The organism is Psychrobacillus sp. OK032, assembly GCF_900111345.1.
Taxonomy (GTDB): Bacteria; Bacillota; Bacilli; order Bacillales_A; family Planococcaceae; genus Psychrobacillus.
Genome location: NZ_FOGY01000003.1, coordinates 280473 through 296452, shown reverse-complemented (window position 1 = coordinate 296452; position 15980 = coordinate 280473). Strand labels below are relative to the sequence as shown.

Sequence of the window (15980 nt, the reverse complement as noted above, 5' to 3'; positions counted from 1 at the left end):
TGTTTAGTAACCATTTACTGTCCCATCCCCTTCAGTACAAACTGTATTTGCAATTCAGTAAATTGTTCGAGCGTATATTCTTTGCCGAGCGCCCATCTTCTAAATGCCCACATTTGCCCTTGTACGACAAGTGTATGGGCATACAGGTTAATTTGTGTATCTGTTAACTCAAGTTCCCCTGCTTGTTTACAGCCAACGAGTATACTTTGGAAAATATCAACCATTTCTAACTCTTTTGTGAGTACGTATTGCAGTGCGCTTTTCGGTAATGATTTTGTTTCTTGATACATAACGACGAACTCATCCTGCATATCGTCAATAACCCCATAATAGTGACGGATCGCAGTTTTTAAGCCATGTGTCGTACCGTTTTGTAATGGAATCTGCGATAGTTTGTTATGCACTTCATGGTAAATACTATCGCAAACTAAGTAGAGCAAATCTTCCTTTGTCCGAATGTATTCGTACAGTGTTCCGATACTAAAGCCGGCTTCTTTTGCAATTTCTCTTGTTGTCGTTCGGTGAAAGCCTTTTTGTTTGAATAACGTAACGCCTGCGCGAATCATTTGGTGACGTCTTTTTTCGATGAGACTTTCATCTTTAATAGATGTTAGTACTTCATGCTTTTTTTCCATAGGCGTCCATTACTTAGTCAACATACGAGAAATAACAAGTCGTTGAATTTCTTGTGTTCCCTCGTATATTTGAGTAATTTTCGCGTCGCGCATATAGCGTTCAACAGGATAATCCTTTGTATAGCCATATCCACCGAAAACTTGCACTGCCTCTGTTGTTACTTTCATCGCCGTATCTCCAGCCATTAACTTTGCCATTGCGGACTCTTTTCCATAAGGAAGTCCATTTGACTCTAGCCACGCTGCTTGATACGTAAGTAGTCGTGATGCTTCTGTACTAGTCGCCATATCCGCTAATTTGAATGATATCCCTTGGTTCGCAACGATTGGCTTACCGAATTGCACGCGCTCTTTTGCATATCCTACTGCTGCATCTAATGCGCCTTGTGCGATTCCTACTGCTTGTGCAGCAATTCCATTACGGCCACCATCCAATGTTTTCATCGCAATGATAAAGCCTTCTCCTTCTTCCCCAAGAAGGTTTTCTTTTGGTACTCGACAATTATCGAAAATAATTTCCGTTGTAGGCGAAGAACGAATGCCTAGTTTCTTTTCTTTTTTACCTACAGAGAATCCTGGGAAATCAGCTTCTACGATAAATGCACTTGTTCCTTTATGCTTCGATTCTGGATCTGTTACTGCAAATACTACATAAGTATCCGCAATTCCACCATTTGTAATGAAAATTTTAGAACCGTTGAGTACGTAATGATCGCCATCTAATTTAGCAGTCGTTTTCATGCCACCAGCATCTGAACCAGAGCCGGCTTCAGTTAAACCATAACCACCAATTTTTGTACCTTCTGCCATTGGACGTAGGTATTTTTGTTTTTGCTCTTCATTGCCATATTTGAAGATTGGCCATCCAGCGAGTGAAGTATGTGCAGAAATTGCTACACCAACGGATGCATCGACACGGGATAATTCTTCTACTGCGATGCAGTATGCAAGGTAATCAGAACCGATTCCACCGTACTCTTCTGGCCACGGAATACCTGTTAGTCCAAGCTCCGCCATTTTGTCAAAGATTTCTCGGTCAAAGCGTTCTTCTTCGTCTCGTTCTGCTGCTGTTGGTGCTACTTCGTTTTCTGCAAAATCACGTACCATTTTACGAATCATTTCATGTTCTTCTGTAAGTTGAAAGTTCATTGTGTATTCCCGTCCTTTTTTGGTAGTTTTGTTGGGTTTGTCGCGTTCAGCAATGCGTTTGTCGCATTGGTACCCTGTTTTGTCGCGTTCGCCGTTGATTTTGTCACGCTTAGCCATTTATTAGTATTTATTTCAATTTATTAAATGCTTACTAATAACAATTCTTTGGATCTCGCTTGTGCCTTCGTAGATTTCCGTTATTTTTGCGTCTCGGAAATAGCGTTCTACTGGATAGTCTTCTGTATAGCCGTATCCGCCGAATACTTGGACTGCTTCTATTGCTACATCCACAGCTGCTTTGGAAGCAAATAGTTTCGCCATCGATGCTTCTTTTCCGCAAGGAATTCCTTGTTCACGAAGGCTTGCTGCTCGGTAAACAAGAAGTCTTGCGGCTTCTACCGCCGTCCCCATATCAGCTAGCTTAAAGCCTATCCCTTGGTTCGCTGCAATTGGTTTGCCGAATTGTACACGTTCTTTTGCATAGGATACTGCTGCTTCAAATGCGGCTTCTGCAATGCCAAGTGCTTGTGTTGCGATTCCAATTCGACCGGTATTTAAGTTCGCCATAGCGATTTTAAATCCGTCACCTTCTTCACCAAGTCTATTAGCTATAGGTATTTTCATATCTTCAAACGTAAGCTGCACTGTTCTGGAACCGTGCAAGCCCATTTTCTCTTCATCTTTACCGACGATAAAACCTGGCGTATCCTTTTCTACGATAAATGCTGTGATCCCTTTTGAACCTAGCGAAGGATCGGTCGAAGCAAAAACGATGTTCACTTCTGCTTCTCCACCATTGGTAATAAATACTTTGGAACCATTTAGCACATAATGATCCTCTTTCTTTACAGCCTTTGTTTTAAGTGCTCCTGCGTCGGATCCAGCAGATGGTTCCGTTAGGCAAAATGCTCCTAAGTATTCACCAGTTGCTAGTTTTGGAATGTATTTATTTTTTTGTTCTTCAGTGCCAAAATAGAGTATTGGGTTTGTTCCAACAGAAGTGTGCACAGAAAGGATAGCCCCTACAACTGCGCTTACTTTTGAAAGTTCATTAATTGCAATTACGTAACTTGTAAAATCCATTTCGGAGCCGCCGTACTTCTCTGGGACCGTAATGCCCATTAGCCCAAGCTCCCCCATTTTTCGAATGATTTCACGAGGAAATTCTCCTTGCTCCATGCGGTAGATAAAAGGTTCAATTTCTGCTTTAGCAAAATCTCTGACCATGTTGCGCATCATTAGTTGTTCTTCAGTAAACTTTAGCTCCATCCCATTTGCCCCTTTATTCGTAAATGTAGAAACCTCTACCAGATTTTTTCCCTAGCCAACCAGCTTTTACGTATTTTCTAAGAAGTGGACATGGGCGATATTTACTGTCTCCAAATCCTTCATGTAAAATTTCCATAATGTATAAACAAGTATCTAAACCGATAAAGTCCGCAAGTTGAAGTGGGCCCATTGGGTGATTCATCCCTAGTTTCATCACATCGTCTATTGCTTCTTTTGATGCGACGCCTTCATACAGCGTATAAATTGCTTCGTTGATCATCGGCATTAAAATGCGGTTAGAGACGAAGCCTGGAAAGTCATTTACTTCGACTGGTACTTTGCTTAACTTGTTCGTCATGTCTTCGATTGCTGTATATACTTCGTCCGATGTTGCAAGCCCTCGGATGATTTCTACTAGCTTCATCACTGGAACAGGATTCATAAAATGCATGCCGATTACTTGTTCTGGACGATTGGTTACAGCAGCAATTTCGGTAATTGGAAGTGATGAAGTGTTCGATGCTAAAATTGTGTGCTTTGGTGTAATTTCATCTAGTTGTTTGAAGATAGATTGCTTGATTTCCATATTTTCAACCGCTGCCTCGATAACGAGATCTACGTCGCTTGCGTCTTCGATGGACAGTGATTTTGTAATATTATTTAGTACTGCTTGTTTTTCATCTTCTGTCATGCGACCTTTTTCCACATTGCGTGAAAGATTTTTAGTAATTGTTTGAAGCCCACGTTCGTAGAATTGTTCTTCCCTGTCATTTAGCTTCACTTCAAATCCTGCCTGTGCACACACTTGAGCAATCCCAGAACCCATTTGACCTGCACCGATTACCATTACTTTTTGAATCGTCATGCGTTACTTCCCCCTATTTTTGGAACTTCGATCATTATTGCGTCACCTTGCCCGCCGCCTGAACAAATTGCTGCAATTCCAATACCACCACCGCGGCGTTTTAATTCATACGCAAGTGTTAGAATGATTCGTGCGCCGGATGCTCCAATTGGATGACCAAGTGCTACTGCTCCGCCATTTACATTCACTTTATCTTCATCCAAACCTGCAATTTGACTACTAACTAGTGCTACCGCTGCAAATGCTTCATTGATTTCAAATAAGTCAATATCCGAGACGTTCTTTCCAGTTTTATCAAGTAACTTATTAATGACGATACCTGGTGTTTGTGGAAAGTTTTCTGGTTCAATCGAGATTTCCGCGTGGCCAATCACGTATGCAAGTGGCTCTTTACCAAGTTCTTTTGCCTTTTCTTCATTAGTTAAAACGATTGCACAAGCCCCGTCATTGACCCCTGGAGCGTTTCCTGCTGTGATCGTTCCATCACTTCCAAACGCTGGTTTTAATTTGGCAAGTGAATCGATTGATGTATCACGTCGTGGTGCTTCGTCTTCTTTTACGACAACTGGATCTCCTTTTCGCTGAGGTACTTCAACCGCAACAATTTCCTCCGCCAAAACCCCATTGTCGATTGCTTTTAAAGCAAGGTTATGACTTCTATACGACCATTCATCTTGTTTCTCACGTGATAACTCAAAGGCTTGAGCAGTGGAGTTACCATACGTTCCCATATGCACTTTTTTCGGATGGAATGCACAAGAAAGCCCGTCATAGATCATGCCATCCACCATTTGAGCGTCACCCATGCGAAGCCCAAATCTACCTTTTGGTAAGTAATAAGGAGCATTTGACATCGATTCCATTCCACCTGCGACGATTATTTCCTCATCGCCAAGTCGGATTAATTGATCTGCTAGTGTCACACTTCTCATACCAGAAGCACATACCTTATTAATCGTTTCCGTTTTGACTGACCAAGGGATTCCAGCTTTTGTCGCCGCTTGTCTAGAAGGAATTTGCCCTTGCCCTGCTTGTAAGACGGATCCCATAATTACTTCGTCCACATCTACTGAGTCGACTCCTGCGCGAGCCAATGCTTCTTTTATCGCAATTCCCCCGAGATCTGAAGCCGTTAAACTACTTAGTGCTCCACCGAACTTACCAAAAGCTGTACGTGCCCCATCCAAAATTACTGTTTTTGTCAACATAGCCACCCCTTTTTGTATGCGCTTTCATCACCTGTAAAATAAAAAATTAAGTTGACTGAACGCTCGCTCAATTTGACTTGTTAGAAAAAGGGAGTATCGAATACTCCCTTTACTGTTACCTCTAGTTTACGAAACTATTAAACTATTTGCAATATTAAAATCACTATTTATTGAATAACTTGTTCCAATTCTTTTTCTTCTGCCGTCGGTATGAATTCCCCGAAAATAGATTTCTCCAGTAATTCAGCAATATCGTATGTCCCAACGTTTTCTTCTACTTCTTTCGCTTTGGTACCATCAGATAACATCGTTAAGCAGTATGGGCAACCAGATGAAATAATCGTTGGATTTACTTCTAATGCTTGTTCAGTTCGAGCAACGTTAATGCGGTTTCCTACATGCTCTTCCATCCACATTAGTCCTCCACCTGCTCCACAGCACATTCCTGTTTCACGGTTACGATCCATTTCCACTAATTTCACACCAGGAATTGCTTTTAATACTTCTCGTGGTGCGTCATATACATCGTTGTATCGACCTAAATAACAAGAATCATGGAATGTTATCGTTTCTTCCACTGCGTATTGTGGTTTTAAGCGACCCGCTTGTACCAAGTCGTACAGCATTTCTGTATGATGAAGCACTTCCCCGTTCCAACCGAAATCACTATATTCATTTTTAAAGATATTATATGCATGTGGATCAATTGTGACAATTTTAGTGACACCAGCTTTTTCAAATTCGGAAATATTAGATGTTGCCAACTCTTGGAATAAAAACTCATTCCCTAGACGACGTGGTGTGTCACCAGAGTTCTTTTCTTTATTGCCTAGAATCGCAAACTTCACTCCAGCTTCGTTCATCAAATGTGCGAATGCTAACGCGATTTTTTGGGAGCGGTTATCGAATGATCCCATTGAGCCTACCCAGAATAAATATTCAAATTCTTCGCCAGCTTTAGATACTTCTTTCACCGTTGGAATATGAACATCTGGACGAGCATCTCTCCAGTTTTCTTTTTCTTTACGGTTTAAGCCCCATGGATTTCCTTGACGCTCAATATTCGTCATTGCGCGTTGTGCATCTGGATCCATTTTCCCTTCTGTCATTACTAAGTAACGGCGAAGGTCAATAATTTTATCGACATGCTCATTCATAACAGGACATTGATCTTCACAGTTACGGCAAGTCGTACATGCCCATATTTCTTCTTCGGTAATCACATCACCAATTAAGGACGGACTATAAATGTCTTCAATGATTGCCCCTTCTGCTCCAGCAGCCATCGCAAGTTGGTTACCTCTTGTCCCTTGGAAAGCAAGTGCTGGTACCCAAGGTTTTGCCTTCGTTTCAACTGCTCCAGTAAATGTTAAGTGATCACGAAGCTTTGTGATTAAGTCCATAGGAGACAGCATTTTACCTGTTCCCGTTGCAGGACACATATTTGTACAACGACCGCATTCTACACATGCGTAGAAGTCGATCATTTGTGCTTGTGTAAATTCATGTATATTCCCAACACCAAATGATGGCATTGCTTCTTCGTCCGCCTCTTCATCTTCTTCCTCTTCAAAATTGATCGGACGTAATTTCCCAACATTATCTAAACGATGGAAGTAAACGTTTGCAGGACCAGTTATTAAATGGAAATGCTTCGATTGTGGTACGTAAACTAAGAATGTTAACAAGATTACTAAATGTATCCACCACATGATAAAGAAAACAGCGGCAGCAGCAGTTGGTGGTAAAAATCCGAAAATAGTTGCAATTGCTGAAGCAACTGGTTCTGACCAAGTAGCAGCGTGTTCGTGCCAAATCATTCCCATACCATTACCGATTAAAACAGAGAGCATTAATCCACTGAGGAAAATTAGCACTAGTCCACTTTTCCATCCACGTTTTAAACGAACTAATTTCTCTACGTATCTGCGATAAAACGCCCATACAACTGCTACTAAAATAAGTAATGTGACAATTTCTTGGAAGAAAGTAAACGCTGGATATAGCGGTCCAAGTGGTAAATGAGAACCTGGCGCTAAACCTTTCCAAATAAAATCAATTGCCCCTGCTTGAACAAGTAAAAAACCATAGAAGAACATAACATGCATTATTCCACTTTTCTTATCCTTTAAAAGTTTCTTCTGTCCAAACACATACACCCAAATTTTGTGGAGCCTTTCTTTCACATTATCTTCAAACTCAACTTTCTTTCCTAGTTTGATATACGCATATCTAGTTTTTAATAAATATGCGAACAAACCAATTGCATACAAAGTAACTGCTAGAAACAGTAACCAGTTTGCGATCAACAATGGATTCATCCTATTCTCCCCCTTAAAGACGTAAAATGATATTATGCATAGAATACCATTAGGTTGATAGATTAATAAAGAATTAATTTAATATTAAAACTGAATGAGCATTCAGTCAATGGTTATTTATTTAAATTGTTAGAAAATTTTATTGTTATGATTTTTATTGGAATTATTTTCTTTTATATGTCGGAAAATAGCTAAGCGAGACTAACTTAGCTCTGAAAGCGACAAAACTATATGTGAACGCGACATAACCACCCGCGAACACGACAAAAAGATCTCATAAAAAGGGCTATCTCCATGTGAGATAGCCCTCTTCAATCAATTTATTTCTTCAAAATACGTTCCAAAATGCAATTTTGCTTCCTTGATTCGGTTATTCGCTATTCCTAGTAGCACAGAAGTTGCTGGGCCTGCTGATTTCACTACGTCCCAGCTGTTCAATTCATAATGCAAACCGAGTCGCTTGCATTCTTCTGCTATTCCAGTGGAACCGACTGGCCAGATACGTCCTACTAGGCCACTATTTATGCCGTCCCAAATCTTTTTCATGTCCGCAATTTTCTCGGACTCTGTCATAACGTCTTCACCGACGCATGGCATACCATACACATACCAGGTATAATTTTCAACGCTCGCAGTTTGCTGTTCGCCAATCATCGTAACGGCGATTGCGGATTGTAGCGTTTCCATATTTGATTCGGTGCTGCCTGTTATGACTGGACAAGGCCGATCTATTTCCACAAACAATATCTCTATGCCATCTACATATTTATTCCAACTTTTATTGCCAGAAAAGTTATGCACCACAATCGAAATTGGATGCGCTCCTGCTGCCCATTGTTCCATCAGCGCAACTCTCGCTGCAAAATAACCAACGACTTCGTCAGTCACTTGAACAACATCTGCTTCTTTTTCACCGATCCCAGCAGAATTATCGGTTGTTAATACTAAATCATTTGGCAATAAAACCGCATTACGCATGTGTTCTCACTCTTTCCATTACTCGCTCCACAACCGGAGAAACGACTATCGCGATTCCAGCGTTTAATACGGTCGCAATCGTTATCCCCGGTAATGCCATCGCAAAAAATGCAGGTGAAATGATCCAGTAAAACGGAAGTGTTGCAAGCACGCTATTCGCAAAGATAAAAAATACCCATTTCCATACATGTCGCCCTGCTTGATGGAGCTTCGTGAATACAAATAAAATCAAAAACATTTCCGCTGCAATGATTATATGCAGTGGTCCAAAAGGAAATCCGGCATATAAAGATGATGATAAATGTCCAATTAAAGACGCTGCCCCTGCATAAACAGGTGGTAAAAATGCAGCCGATATAAGCGCTGGCACTGTATCGAGTGCCGCACTATTAATTCCTACTGGAATTTTAATAAATGCTCCAACTGCCGATAAAGCTGCGAACATTGCTGCAAGTGTTAGTAAACGAAGCTTCACTCTACTTACTCCCCCTCTTTTTTAACACTTCCTACGTTCTTGAATACTTTTGCACTGCGGATATATTCTACATCCGAAACATTCATTCGTGCATTAGCAACTCGAGCTGCGGAAAATAAATAATCGGACAAACGGTTCAGATAACGTTGCACAACTGTTGGAACATCTTCTTCCGCCTTCGTCAATGTGACTACTTGTCGTTCTGCACGTCTTGTAATGGTGCGTGCAATATGAAGTGTTGCAGCTGCTGGTGTTCCGCCTGGTAATATGAAACGTTCTAACGCTGGACTTTCTTCCACAAGTACATCAATTCGTTTTTCCATTGCTTCGATTGGTTCGTCTGTCATTTTATATACTCGACGATTCGATACATTAGCAAGATCTCCGCCACAATCGAATAGCTCATGTTGAATTGTTTCTAAATCTTCTAGAATATCCGCAAATATAGCTGGGTCTAGTTCTGTCACAGCTTTTCCGATGAATGAATTTAACTCATCGATTGTTCCGTACGCTTCTACACGTACATTATCCTTATCAGTTCTTCCTCCGATTAATCCTGTTTGCCCTTTATCGCCTGTTTTTGTATAAATTTTCATCTCCACACATCTCCCTTTATTGTTTGTGAAATTCCGTACCAAATTCGCGTAACACTTTCTGCCTTTGTGAAAAGTTGTTGATAAAATCGACCGACGTCATCTCTCAATTTGCGAGTGCTTGCTTCCATCGGTACAATTCCTCTACCAATTTCAGTTGCGATTACAATAACTTCGATTTCTTCATTCCATCGTTCCAAACATTCGAGCCATTTTTCTAACTTAGTTTGTAACAAATTTTCTATCCCAAAAACGACGATCACTTCTGTATTTGACAAAAATACTGGAATATCCTCCTCGGCATTCACCCATTGCACGCTTCGTCCTTGAATTCTTTGCTCTACGTATGCTCGTTTTCCATTAAATGCTCCACCGAAAATGACGTGCATCGCTTTCCCTCCAGTACGTCTCTTTTATCCGTCCACTTCAACTGGTAGCTACACCCATGCGGTACTTCCCAATCCCAAAAACTTTTTTCGACGTTTGCATATTTTGTCAGTAAATAGCGAATTGGACCACCATGCGTAATAATAATCGGATGCTCTACTTCTTCCACCACTTCATAAAAAGCTTGCAACACTCGCTTTTCCATTTGATCCAGCGACTCACCTTTTGGAGGAGCATTTTGTCGAGGATTGTCGAGCCACTTTCTATATAAGGCATCTTCTTTTAATTCATTATATGTTTTTTGCTCCCAATCACCAAAGGAGCATTCCCTGAAGTTTGCATTTGCCGTATAAGGAATTCCACTAAAAACTTTCGCTGCTGTTTGTTTGCAGCGCACTAAATCGCTGCCGACCACTTGATTGATCGGGCTAGAGAATTTTTTCGAATTGATTCCACCAATAATCGGTTCATCCGTCCAGCCGATATATTTTCTTTCCCGGTTTCCTTGTGTTGGCAAATGCCTTATGAGAGTAATAGTAAAAGCGTCAGCCATAACACCACCTCCGAAACTTCTACACTCGCCCCAAGCAAATCACCGGTAACCCCGCCAAAATTCTTTAGAGCCCAATTGCGAAATAAGCAAATAAAACCAACCAACACAACTGCAAATGTTACGGCAATTAGCCAATCCGTCAGCCATCCTAGAACAGCAAGGCCAATAAAAAAGTGACATGCAGACGCAATTAAGACGACATTCCCATTCATTTTTTGCTTAAAAAAGTATGCAAGCCCACTCGTTTTGGCACTATTTGTGCAAGAAAACAGCAGTGTAAGTACCGTCCTAGATAAATAAGGAATAAGTATAACCAAAATCCAATGAAAGGCCGGTACCGAAAGGACTTCGGATACAATAATTACTTTACCAATGACGAGTAAAACAACAGCCATTACTCCAAATGCACCGACTCTTGGATCGTCTAATATTTCGAATCGTTTTATTCGATCTTTATAAGAAAAAAATGCATCTGATGTATCGATAAACCCGTCCATATGAAGGCCCCCGGAAAATATAATGCCAAGTAGTACAATACTAAAACCCGTCATTAATGGACTCCATTCAAAGTAGAGCATTAGACAAGCAATTGCCCCAATAACAGCACCTATCCACGGGAAGATACTATACATACCAGTAATCGGGCGTCTTTCCATCGGTAAATTTTTGCTTACTGGGATAATCGAGAAAAATTGAAGTGCTAATAATAAGCTATTCAATTCTTCACCCCATTTAAAATAGAGATGATCATTTCCCATTTCACATGCTTTTTAAAATGGTTCGCCCAATCCTCTATTTGTTCATCGGATGCATTCCCGCCACTTTTCGCTTCGCCGTCTTCTTCCTCTAATTCATTTGGAAAATAAGGAATGACCCCAATAACATCGATTCCTGTATGCGATTCGATGAAGTTAATTCCATCTTGGAATAAAGAAACGTCCCCTCGAAACTTATTTATAATGATCCCTTTTACACGTGCTCTATGCGCCTCTGGCAATAGCGCTAGTGTGCCAACTATAGAAGCAAACACCCCACCATACTCGATATTTGCAACTAATAAAACCGGGACATCTACTAAATCGGCAATCCGCATATTTACTAATTCCCGATCCGTTAAGTTCACTTCCACAGGGCTGCCGGCACCTTCTAGAATTAAGTAGTCATAGGATGTGGAAAGGCTTTTTAAGCTATTTTCAATAAGTTTCTGTCCTTCTTCAAAAAATCGCTCTCGATAATGTATTCCGTTCATTTTACTCAACTTTTTCCCTAGAATAATGATGTCGGATTCCATATTCCCCGAAGGTTTTAGCAGTATTGGATTCATTTCCGCTACATAAGGGGTTCTTGCCGCTCTTGCTTGTAATGCTTGAGAGATACTAATTTCCAAACCTTCCTCTGTTTGAGTGCTTAAAGAAGACATGTTTTGTGATTTAAAAGGGGCCACGTGTTTTCCTTCATTTGCAAGGAGTCGGCAAATAGCTGTGCATACTAAACTTTTCCCTACGCTAGAAGCGGTACCTTGCACCATTAAGCCTTTCACATCCATCCCTCATTTCCACTGATGACTTATGCCATATTCCATTTCGAAGGCATGATCTGCTTTTGCTACAAGCTTTTGGTGGAGCCTTCCAATCCACTCTTGATATAGAGCTGTAAATTCATATTTGGATACTGGTTCATCCAGCACTTCATTTGAAACAACGACTAGTACTTGTACTTTTTCTAATAACTGATCAATTGCCGCGAATAATGTCTTTTCTACTTCATCCATTTGACTTTCGTACAGCTCATTTGCAAGCCAAGTCGTGACACAATCCCAAAGGATGGCATCCCCTTCTTTGATTTGCGGAACTATTCTCTCCATATGCCTTGGCTGCTCGATCGTCACCCATTCGACTGGATAATTTCTACGGTCGTTTCGATGTCTATTGATGCGCTCCTGCATTTCCTCGTCTACTGCAATGCCAGAAGCAACGTACACGTTTCGTTTTGCTTGCTCGTTCATGACATACCGTTCGGCAAAGTTACTTTTTCCACTTCGCACGCCACCTGTTATAAAGACAAGTTTTCCTCGAACCATTCGGTCATCTCCTTTTGCAAATGCTCCATATGCGCCTTTTCTTTCATGCCTACTCGAAACCATTTTCCATCGAGACCTTTAAAGTTTTCTGTATGGCGAAGGACGCACCCTTTTGCCAATAAATACTCGAAGAATGCTTTTGAACGTGTAGCCTCTGGCAGTTGGAAACAAATAAAGTTCGTCGAAGAAGGCAATACAACGCAGTTCCACTTTTCGAGAAAATCGGTAAACCACTGCCGTATTTCCGTTGCATAAGCAATTGCTTTCATACGATATGCCTCTTCTTTTAAACATTCAGCCCCAATTGTAGTGGCAATTGCATTACTATTCCAATGCGACAACCGGGAGCGAATATCTTTTATGAAGCCTTCGCTACCTACTGCATATCCGAGACGTAAACCTGGAATTGCATACATTTTCGTCATGGAACGTACGACGATAACGTTCGGAAAATCCTTTAAATATGGGATAAATGATTCTTTTTCATCGATAAAATCGAGAAACGCTTCGTCTAAAATCACTTCACATTTATATCTTTTCGCGTATTCGGCTATTTGCATTATTTCTTTTAATGGAATCAAATGGCCGGTTGGATTATTTGGTCTGCAAATATAAATGACTTCTGCAAATTCGATTTCATCTAGCACTTCGTCTAAAGGTAACTCTCCTGTTGCAATTATTTCTTTTATGTACACATTATAAGGGGCTAGAGTCGCTTCATATTCTGAAAAAGTCGGATGAATCAACACTGCACGTTTATTCTCATATCGTTTGGCGAGACTTGCGAATAGTTCTGCTGCTCCATTTCCAACGATGATGTTATCCACAGATATATTATGATATTTTGCAGCAGCAGATAAAAAAGGCTCTCCATGCGGATCAGGGTATTTTGTGATTAACCCAGCATAGGTCGACCATTTTTCCATGACAAATGCCGGTGGTCCTAATGGGTTTACATTTTCACTAAAGTCTATTACCGTTTTCGGTATTTCGATTCCTAGTCGTTCATATACATGATGTGCATTTGCCCCATGATTAGGTAATGCCATATAAAATTCCTCCAATAACCATCATCCAAAGCCAAAATAGAAATACAGCTGTATTCAAATGCGAAATGGTGCTTAGTATATGATTTGGCGTTAAAGGAACCTCTCCAATTCCCATGCGAGCCCGGTTAGAAATGATTCCTTTATATGTATTTATTCCTCCGAGTTGAATGCCAAGCTGATAAGCAGTCGCAGCTTCTAAATAGCCACTATTTGGACTTGGATGCTTTTTCGCGTCAAGCCACCATCCCCGCATTCGTTTTCGAAAAGATAACGCACTTTCTTTTTTGCCCCATAGCATAATGAGATAGCCCGTCAAACGACTTGGTATATAGTTCGCTATGTCATCCAGCTTTGCAGATGCATATCCAAAATCTTCGTATTGCTCATTTTTATAACCGACCATTGAATCGAGCGTATTGATTGCTTTGTATACCCAAAGTCCAGGTGCACCTGCAAATAGAAAAGCATAAAAAAGTGGAGCCGTAATTCCATCGCTAATATTTTCTGAGACAGTTTCTACAACGCCACGTGTAATTTCTTGTTCATCTAGCTTGTCTGTGTCTCTTCCAACAATCCACGATAATTTTTCTCTAGCAGAAGGTAAATCATTTGCAACTAGTGGTTTATACACATCCATCGCTGCTTCCTTTAAGCTTTTTTGTGCTAGTCCCGATGCGATCAACACACTTTCTACTGCAATTCCAACCGCAAGATGGATGGAATATGCACCGAGTAAAATCGCTATTGTAATGGAAAATGTTATTCCAACAACAATAAAAACGAGTAGATATCCTTTCGCTTTCTTCGCGTTTCCTTTATTCAACCAAGTTGTTAGCTTTGAAATGAGCGCACCGATCAATCGAACGGGATGTGGCCAATTCGGTGGGTCTCCGATTATCCTATCGAGTAAGAGCCCTACCGCGATGGCGATTATATGTGGACCCATCCCTATTCCCAGCCTTTTGCTTTTTTATAAATTTGGATTGCTTCGACTGTGCATTCATAGACGCCAAGCCCGATTTTTTTCCCAACTTCCGTAATTGGACCCGCATATGGAATATGCGCTCCTTGTTGTGTTGCTGCAACTAGTACGCTATCCGTTGATGTTCCAGTAGCAATTGTGCCAGTACGAGAATCTTTGACTTGTTCAAATGCAAGTGCTTTCGTTTTTGCTTCGGTTGCAGTAATAACCGCTTGTATAAAAGCTTCCTCTGCTAATTCCCCGTTTATAATTATCCATGTATTTATCGTGCCAATTGCGGGTAATGCCTCAACTTCATAAGCTTTTGCCACATCTACTGCATTCCCAACCCCTGCTGTCACCATAACGATGACGGAGCCGAAATCGCCGTCGTATTGTTTAATGACTGCGTCTTTCGTATAAACAGCTGTCATCATTCCTACTGTTTCTGTTTCAGAATACCCGCGACTAACAAGGAATTGCTGCATTTCTGTTTGTGCATTGTCAATATTATAGTGGGCATCTACTCTTCTATTCACAAATGTTCGGTACCATCCAGTCCCAGCGTTTATTACTGCAGATGACCATGTTTTTAATTGATGCTCCGCTTGGAATACGACTAATTCATCCGTCACTTGAAAGTTTTCTATCGTAATAAGTTTCTCATGACGTTCCTCTTTTATATCCGGTAGTATCGTGATTTGAGGCTTTGGACGTTCCGGGTGCGGATTTGTGCTTATCCTCGCTTTATACACTGTTTCGATTTGGCTTTTCATAACTACTTCATGCGGTTCTCCGATGGCTTTTACTTCGCCTTGATCCATTAATAGAAGCCGATCACAGTAAAGTGCTGCGAGATTTATATCATGAAATATACTGATGATCGTCATTTCGTTTTCATTTGCTTGTGTTTTGATCGTATCAAGCAATTGTTTTTGATGAGCGATATCTAAATGATTTGTCGGTTCATCGAGTAATAGTATTGGAGCTTGTTGCGCAAGTGCTTGTGCTACAAATACACGCTGTTGCTCCCCCCCGGACAATAGATCTAACAAGTGATGCTCGTATCTCTCTATTCCCATTTGTTTCATTGCCAAGGCAACAGCTGCTTCATCTTCGTTCGACCAAGAAGAAAACAAGCCACTTTGATGGGGATAGCGACCAAGTGCAATCGTATCTCTCACAGTATGGGAAAACGCATGACTATGTAGTTGAGGAAGAACCGCCATTTTTTTCGCCAACTCTTTCGATGAATAGGAATTTAACGGTTTCCCATTTATTAATACATCACCGGACTGCTTATGTAGTATTCCACTAATTACTTTTAACAAGGTGGATTTCCCACTCCCGTTTGGTCCAAGGATTCCAAGCATTTCTCCTTTTCCGACATGAAAGGAGACATTTTTAACAATCAATTGGTGATCATATCCACCCGATATATTTTCCACTTGTAACAT

At 40.8% G+C, this 15980-nt stretch carries 17 protein-coding genes; all 17 read right to left on the bottom strand.

Annotation, left to right across the window (positions count from 1 at the left end; all coding sequences use genetic code 11):
* Positions 1–14: 14 nt before the first annotated feature.
* A complete protein-coding gene (locus BMZ04_RS08360; protein ID WP_093267811.1) occupies positions 15–635 on the bottom strand; it encodes a TetR/AcrR family transcriptional regulator in 621 nt (206 codons plus the stop codon).
* A gap of 9 nt (positions 636–644) precedes the next feature.
* Positions 645–1784 (bottom strand): acyl-CoA dehydrogenase, encoded by a 1140-nt coding sequence (locus tag BMZ04_RS08355; RefSeq protein ID WP_093267808.1) that lies wholly within the window; start codon positions 1782–1784, stop codon positions 645–647.
* A 132-nt stretch (positions 1785–1916) separates the two neighbouring features.
* Positions 1917–3053: an acyl-CoA dehydrogenase gene (locus tag BMZ04_RS08350; RefSeq protein WP_093267805.1), complete on the bottom strand. Its 1137-nt coding sequence runs from the start codon at positions 3051–3053 to the stop codon at positions 1917–1919.
* 13 nt (positions 3054–3066) lie between these two features.
* Positions 3067–3918 carry a 3-hydroxybutyryl-CoA dehydrogenase gene (locus tag BMZ04_RS08345; RefSeq protein ID WP_093267802.1) on the bottom strand — a complete coding sequence of 284 codons (852 nt, stop codon included), beginning with the start codon at positions 3916–3918 and terminating at the stop codon, positions 3067–3069.
* Positions 3915–5123 carry an acetyl-CoA C-acetyltransferase gene (locus tag BMZ04_RS08340; protein WP_093267799.1) on the bottom strand — a complete coding sequence of 403 codons (1209 nt, stop codon included), beginning with the start codon at positions 5121–5123 and terminating at the stop codon, positions 3915–3917. The genes BMZ04_RS08345 and BMZ04_RS08340 overlap by 4 nt, the downstream gene beginning before the upstream one ends.
* A gap of 170 nt (positions 5124–5293) precedes the next feature.
* Positions 5294–7447 (bottom strand): (Fe-S)-binding protein, encoded by a 2154-nt coding sequence (locus tag BMZ04_RS08335; protein ID WP_093267796.1) that lies wholly within the window; start codon positions 7445–7447, stop codon positions 5294–5296.
* A gap of 315 nt (positions 7448–7762) precedes the next feature.
* Positions 7763–8425, bottom strand: coding sequence for a hypothetical protein (locus tag BMZ04_RS08330; protein ID WP_093267793.1), 663 nt, complete (start codon positions 8423–8425; stop codon positions 7763–7765).
* Positions 8418–8900: an ECF transporter S component gene (locus tag BMZ04_RS08325; protein WP_255367854.1), complete on the bottom strand. Its 483-nt coding sequence runs from the start codon at positions 8898–8900 to the stop codon at positions 8418–8420. Before BMZ04_RS08325 ends, BMZ04_RS08330 begins: the two co-directional genes overlap by 8 nt.
* A gap of 5 nt (positions 8901–8905) precedes the next feature.
* On the bottom strand, positions 8906–9496 hold the full coding sequence (locus BMZ04_RS08320; RefSeq protein ID WP_093267790.1) for a cob(I)yrinic acid a,c-diamide adenosyltransferase: 591 nt from the start codon (positions 9494–9496) through the stop codon (positions 8906–8908).
* The gene (locus BMZ04_RS08315) at positions 9493–9882 is read right to left on the bottom strand and encodes a bifunctional adenosylcobinamide kinase/adenosylcobinamide-phosphate guanylyltransferase (protein WP_093267787.1); all 390 of its coding nucleotides are present in this window, start codon (positions 9880–9882) and stop codon (positions 9493–9495) included. The genes BMZ04_RS08320 and BMZ04_RS08315 overlap by 4 nt, the downstream gene beginning before the upstream one ends.
* On the bottom strand, positions 9834–10433 hold the full coding sequence (locus tag BMZ04_RS08310) for a histidine phosphatase family protein (RefSeq protein ID WP_093267784.1): 600 nt from the start codon (positions 10431–10433) through the stop codon (positions 9834–9836). The genes BMZ04_RS08315 and BMZ04_RS08310 overlap by 49 nt, the downstream gene beginning before the upstream one ends.
* Positions 10403–11152: an adenosylcobinamide-GDP ribazoletransferase gene (gene cobS / locus BMZ04_RS08305; protein ID WP_177184379.1), complete on the bottom strand. Its 750-nt coding sequence runs from the start codon at positions 11150–11152 to the stop codon at positions 10403–10405. Before cobS ends, BMZ04_RS08310 begins: the two co-directional genes overlap by 31 nt.
* Positions 11149–11973, bottom strand: a complete 825-nt coding sequence (locus BMZ04_RS08300; RefSeq protein WP_093267778.1) for a cobyric acid synthase — start codon at positions 11971–11973, stop codon at positions 11149–11151. Before BMZ04_RS08300 ends, cobS begins: the two co-directional genes overlap by 4 nt.
* Positions 11974–11982: 9 nt before the next feature.
* Entirely contained in the window at positions 11983–12513 is a 531-nt protein-coding gene (locus tag BMZ04_RS08295; RefSeq protein WP_093267775.1) for a bifunctional adenosylcobinamide kinase/adenosylcobinamide-phosphate guanylyltransferase, read from the bottom strand.
* Complete coding sequence (locus BMZ04_RS08290) at positions 12486–13562, bottom strand: pyridoxal phosphate-dependent aminotransferase (RefSeq protein WP_093267772.1); 1077 nt, start codon at positions 13560–13562, stop codon at positions 12486–12488. The genes BMZ04_RS08295 and BMZ04_RS08290 overlap by 28 nt, the downstream gene beginning before the upstream one ends.
* Positions 13549–14508, bottom strand: a complete 960-nt coding sequence (cbiB, locus tag BMZ04_RS08285; RefSeq protein WP_093267770.1) for an adenosylcobinamide-phosphate synthase CbiB — start codon at positions 14506–14508, stop codon at positions 13549–13551. The genes BMZ04_RS08290 and cbiB overlap by 14 nt, the downstream gene beginning before the upstream one ends.
* A 2-nt stretch (positions 14509–14510) precedes the next feature.
* A complete protein-coding gene (locus BMZ04_RS08280; protein ID WP_093267767.1) occupies positions 14511–15980 on the bottom strand; it encodes an adenosylcobinamide amidohydrolase in 1470 nt (489 codons plus the stop codon).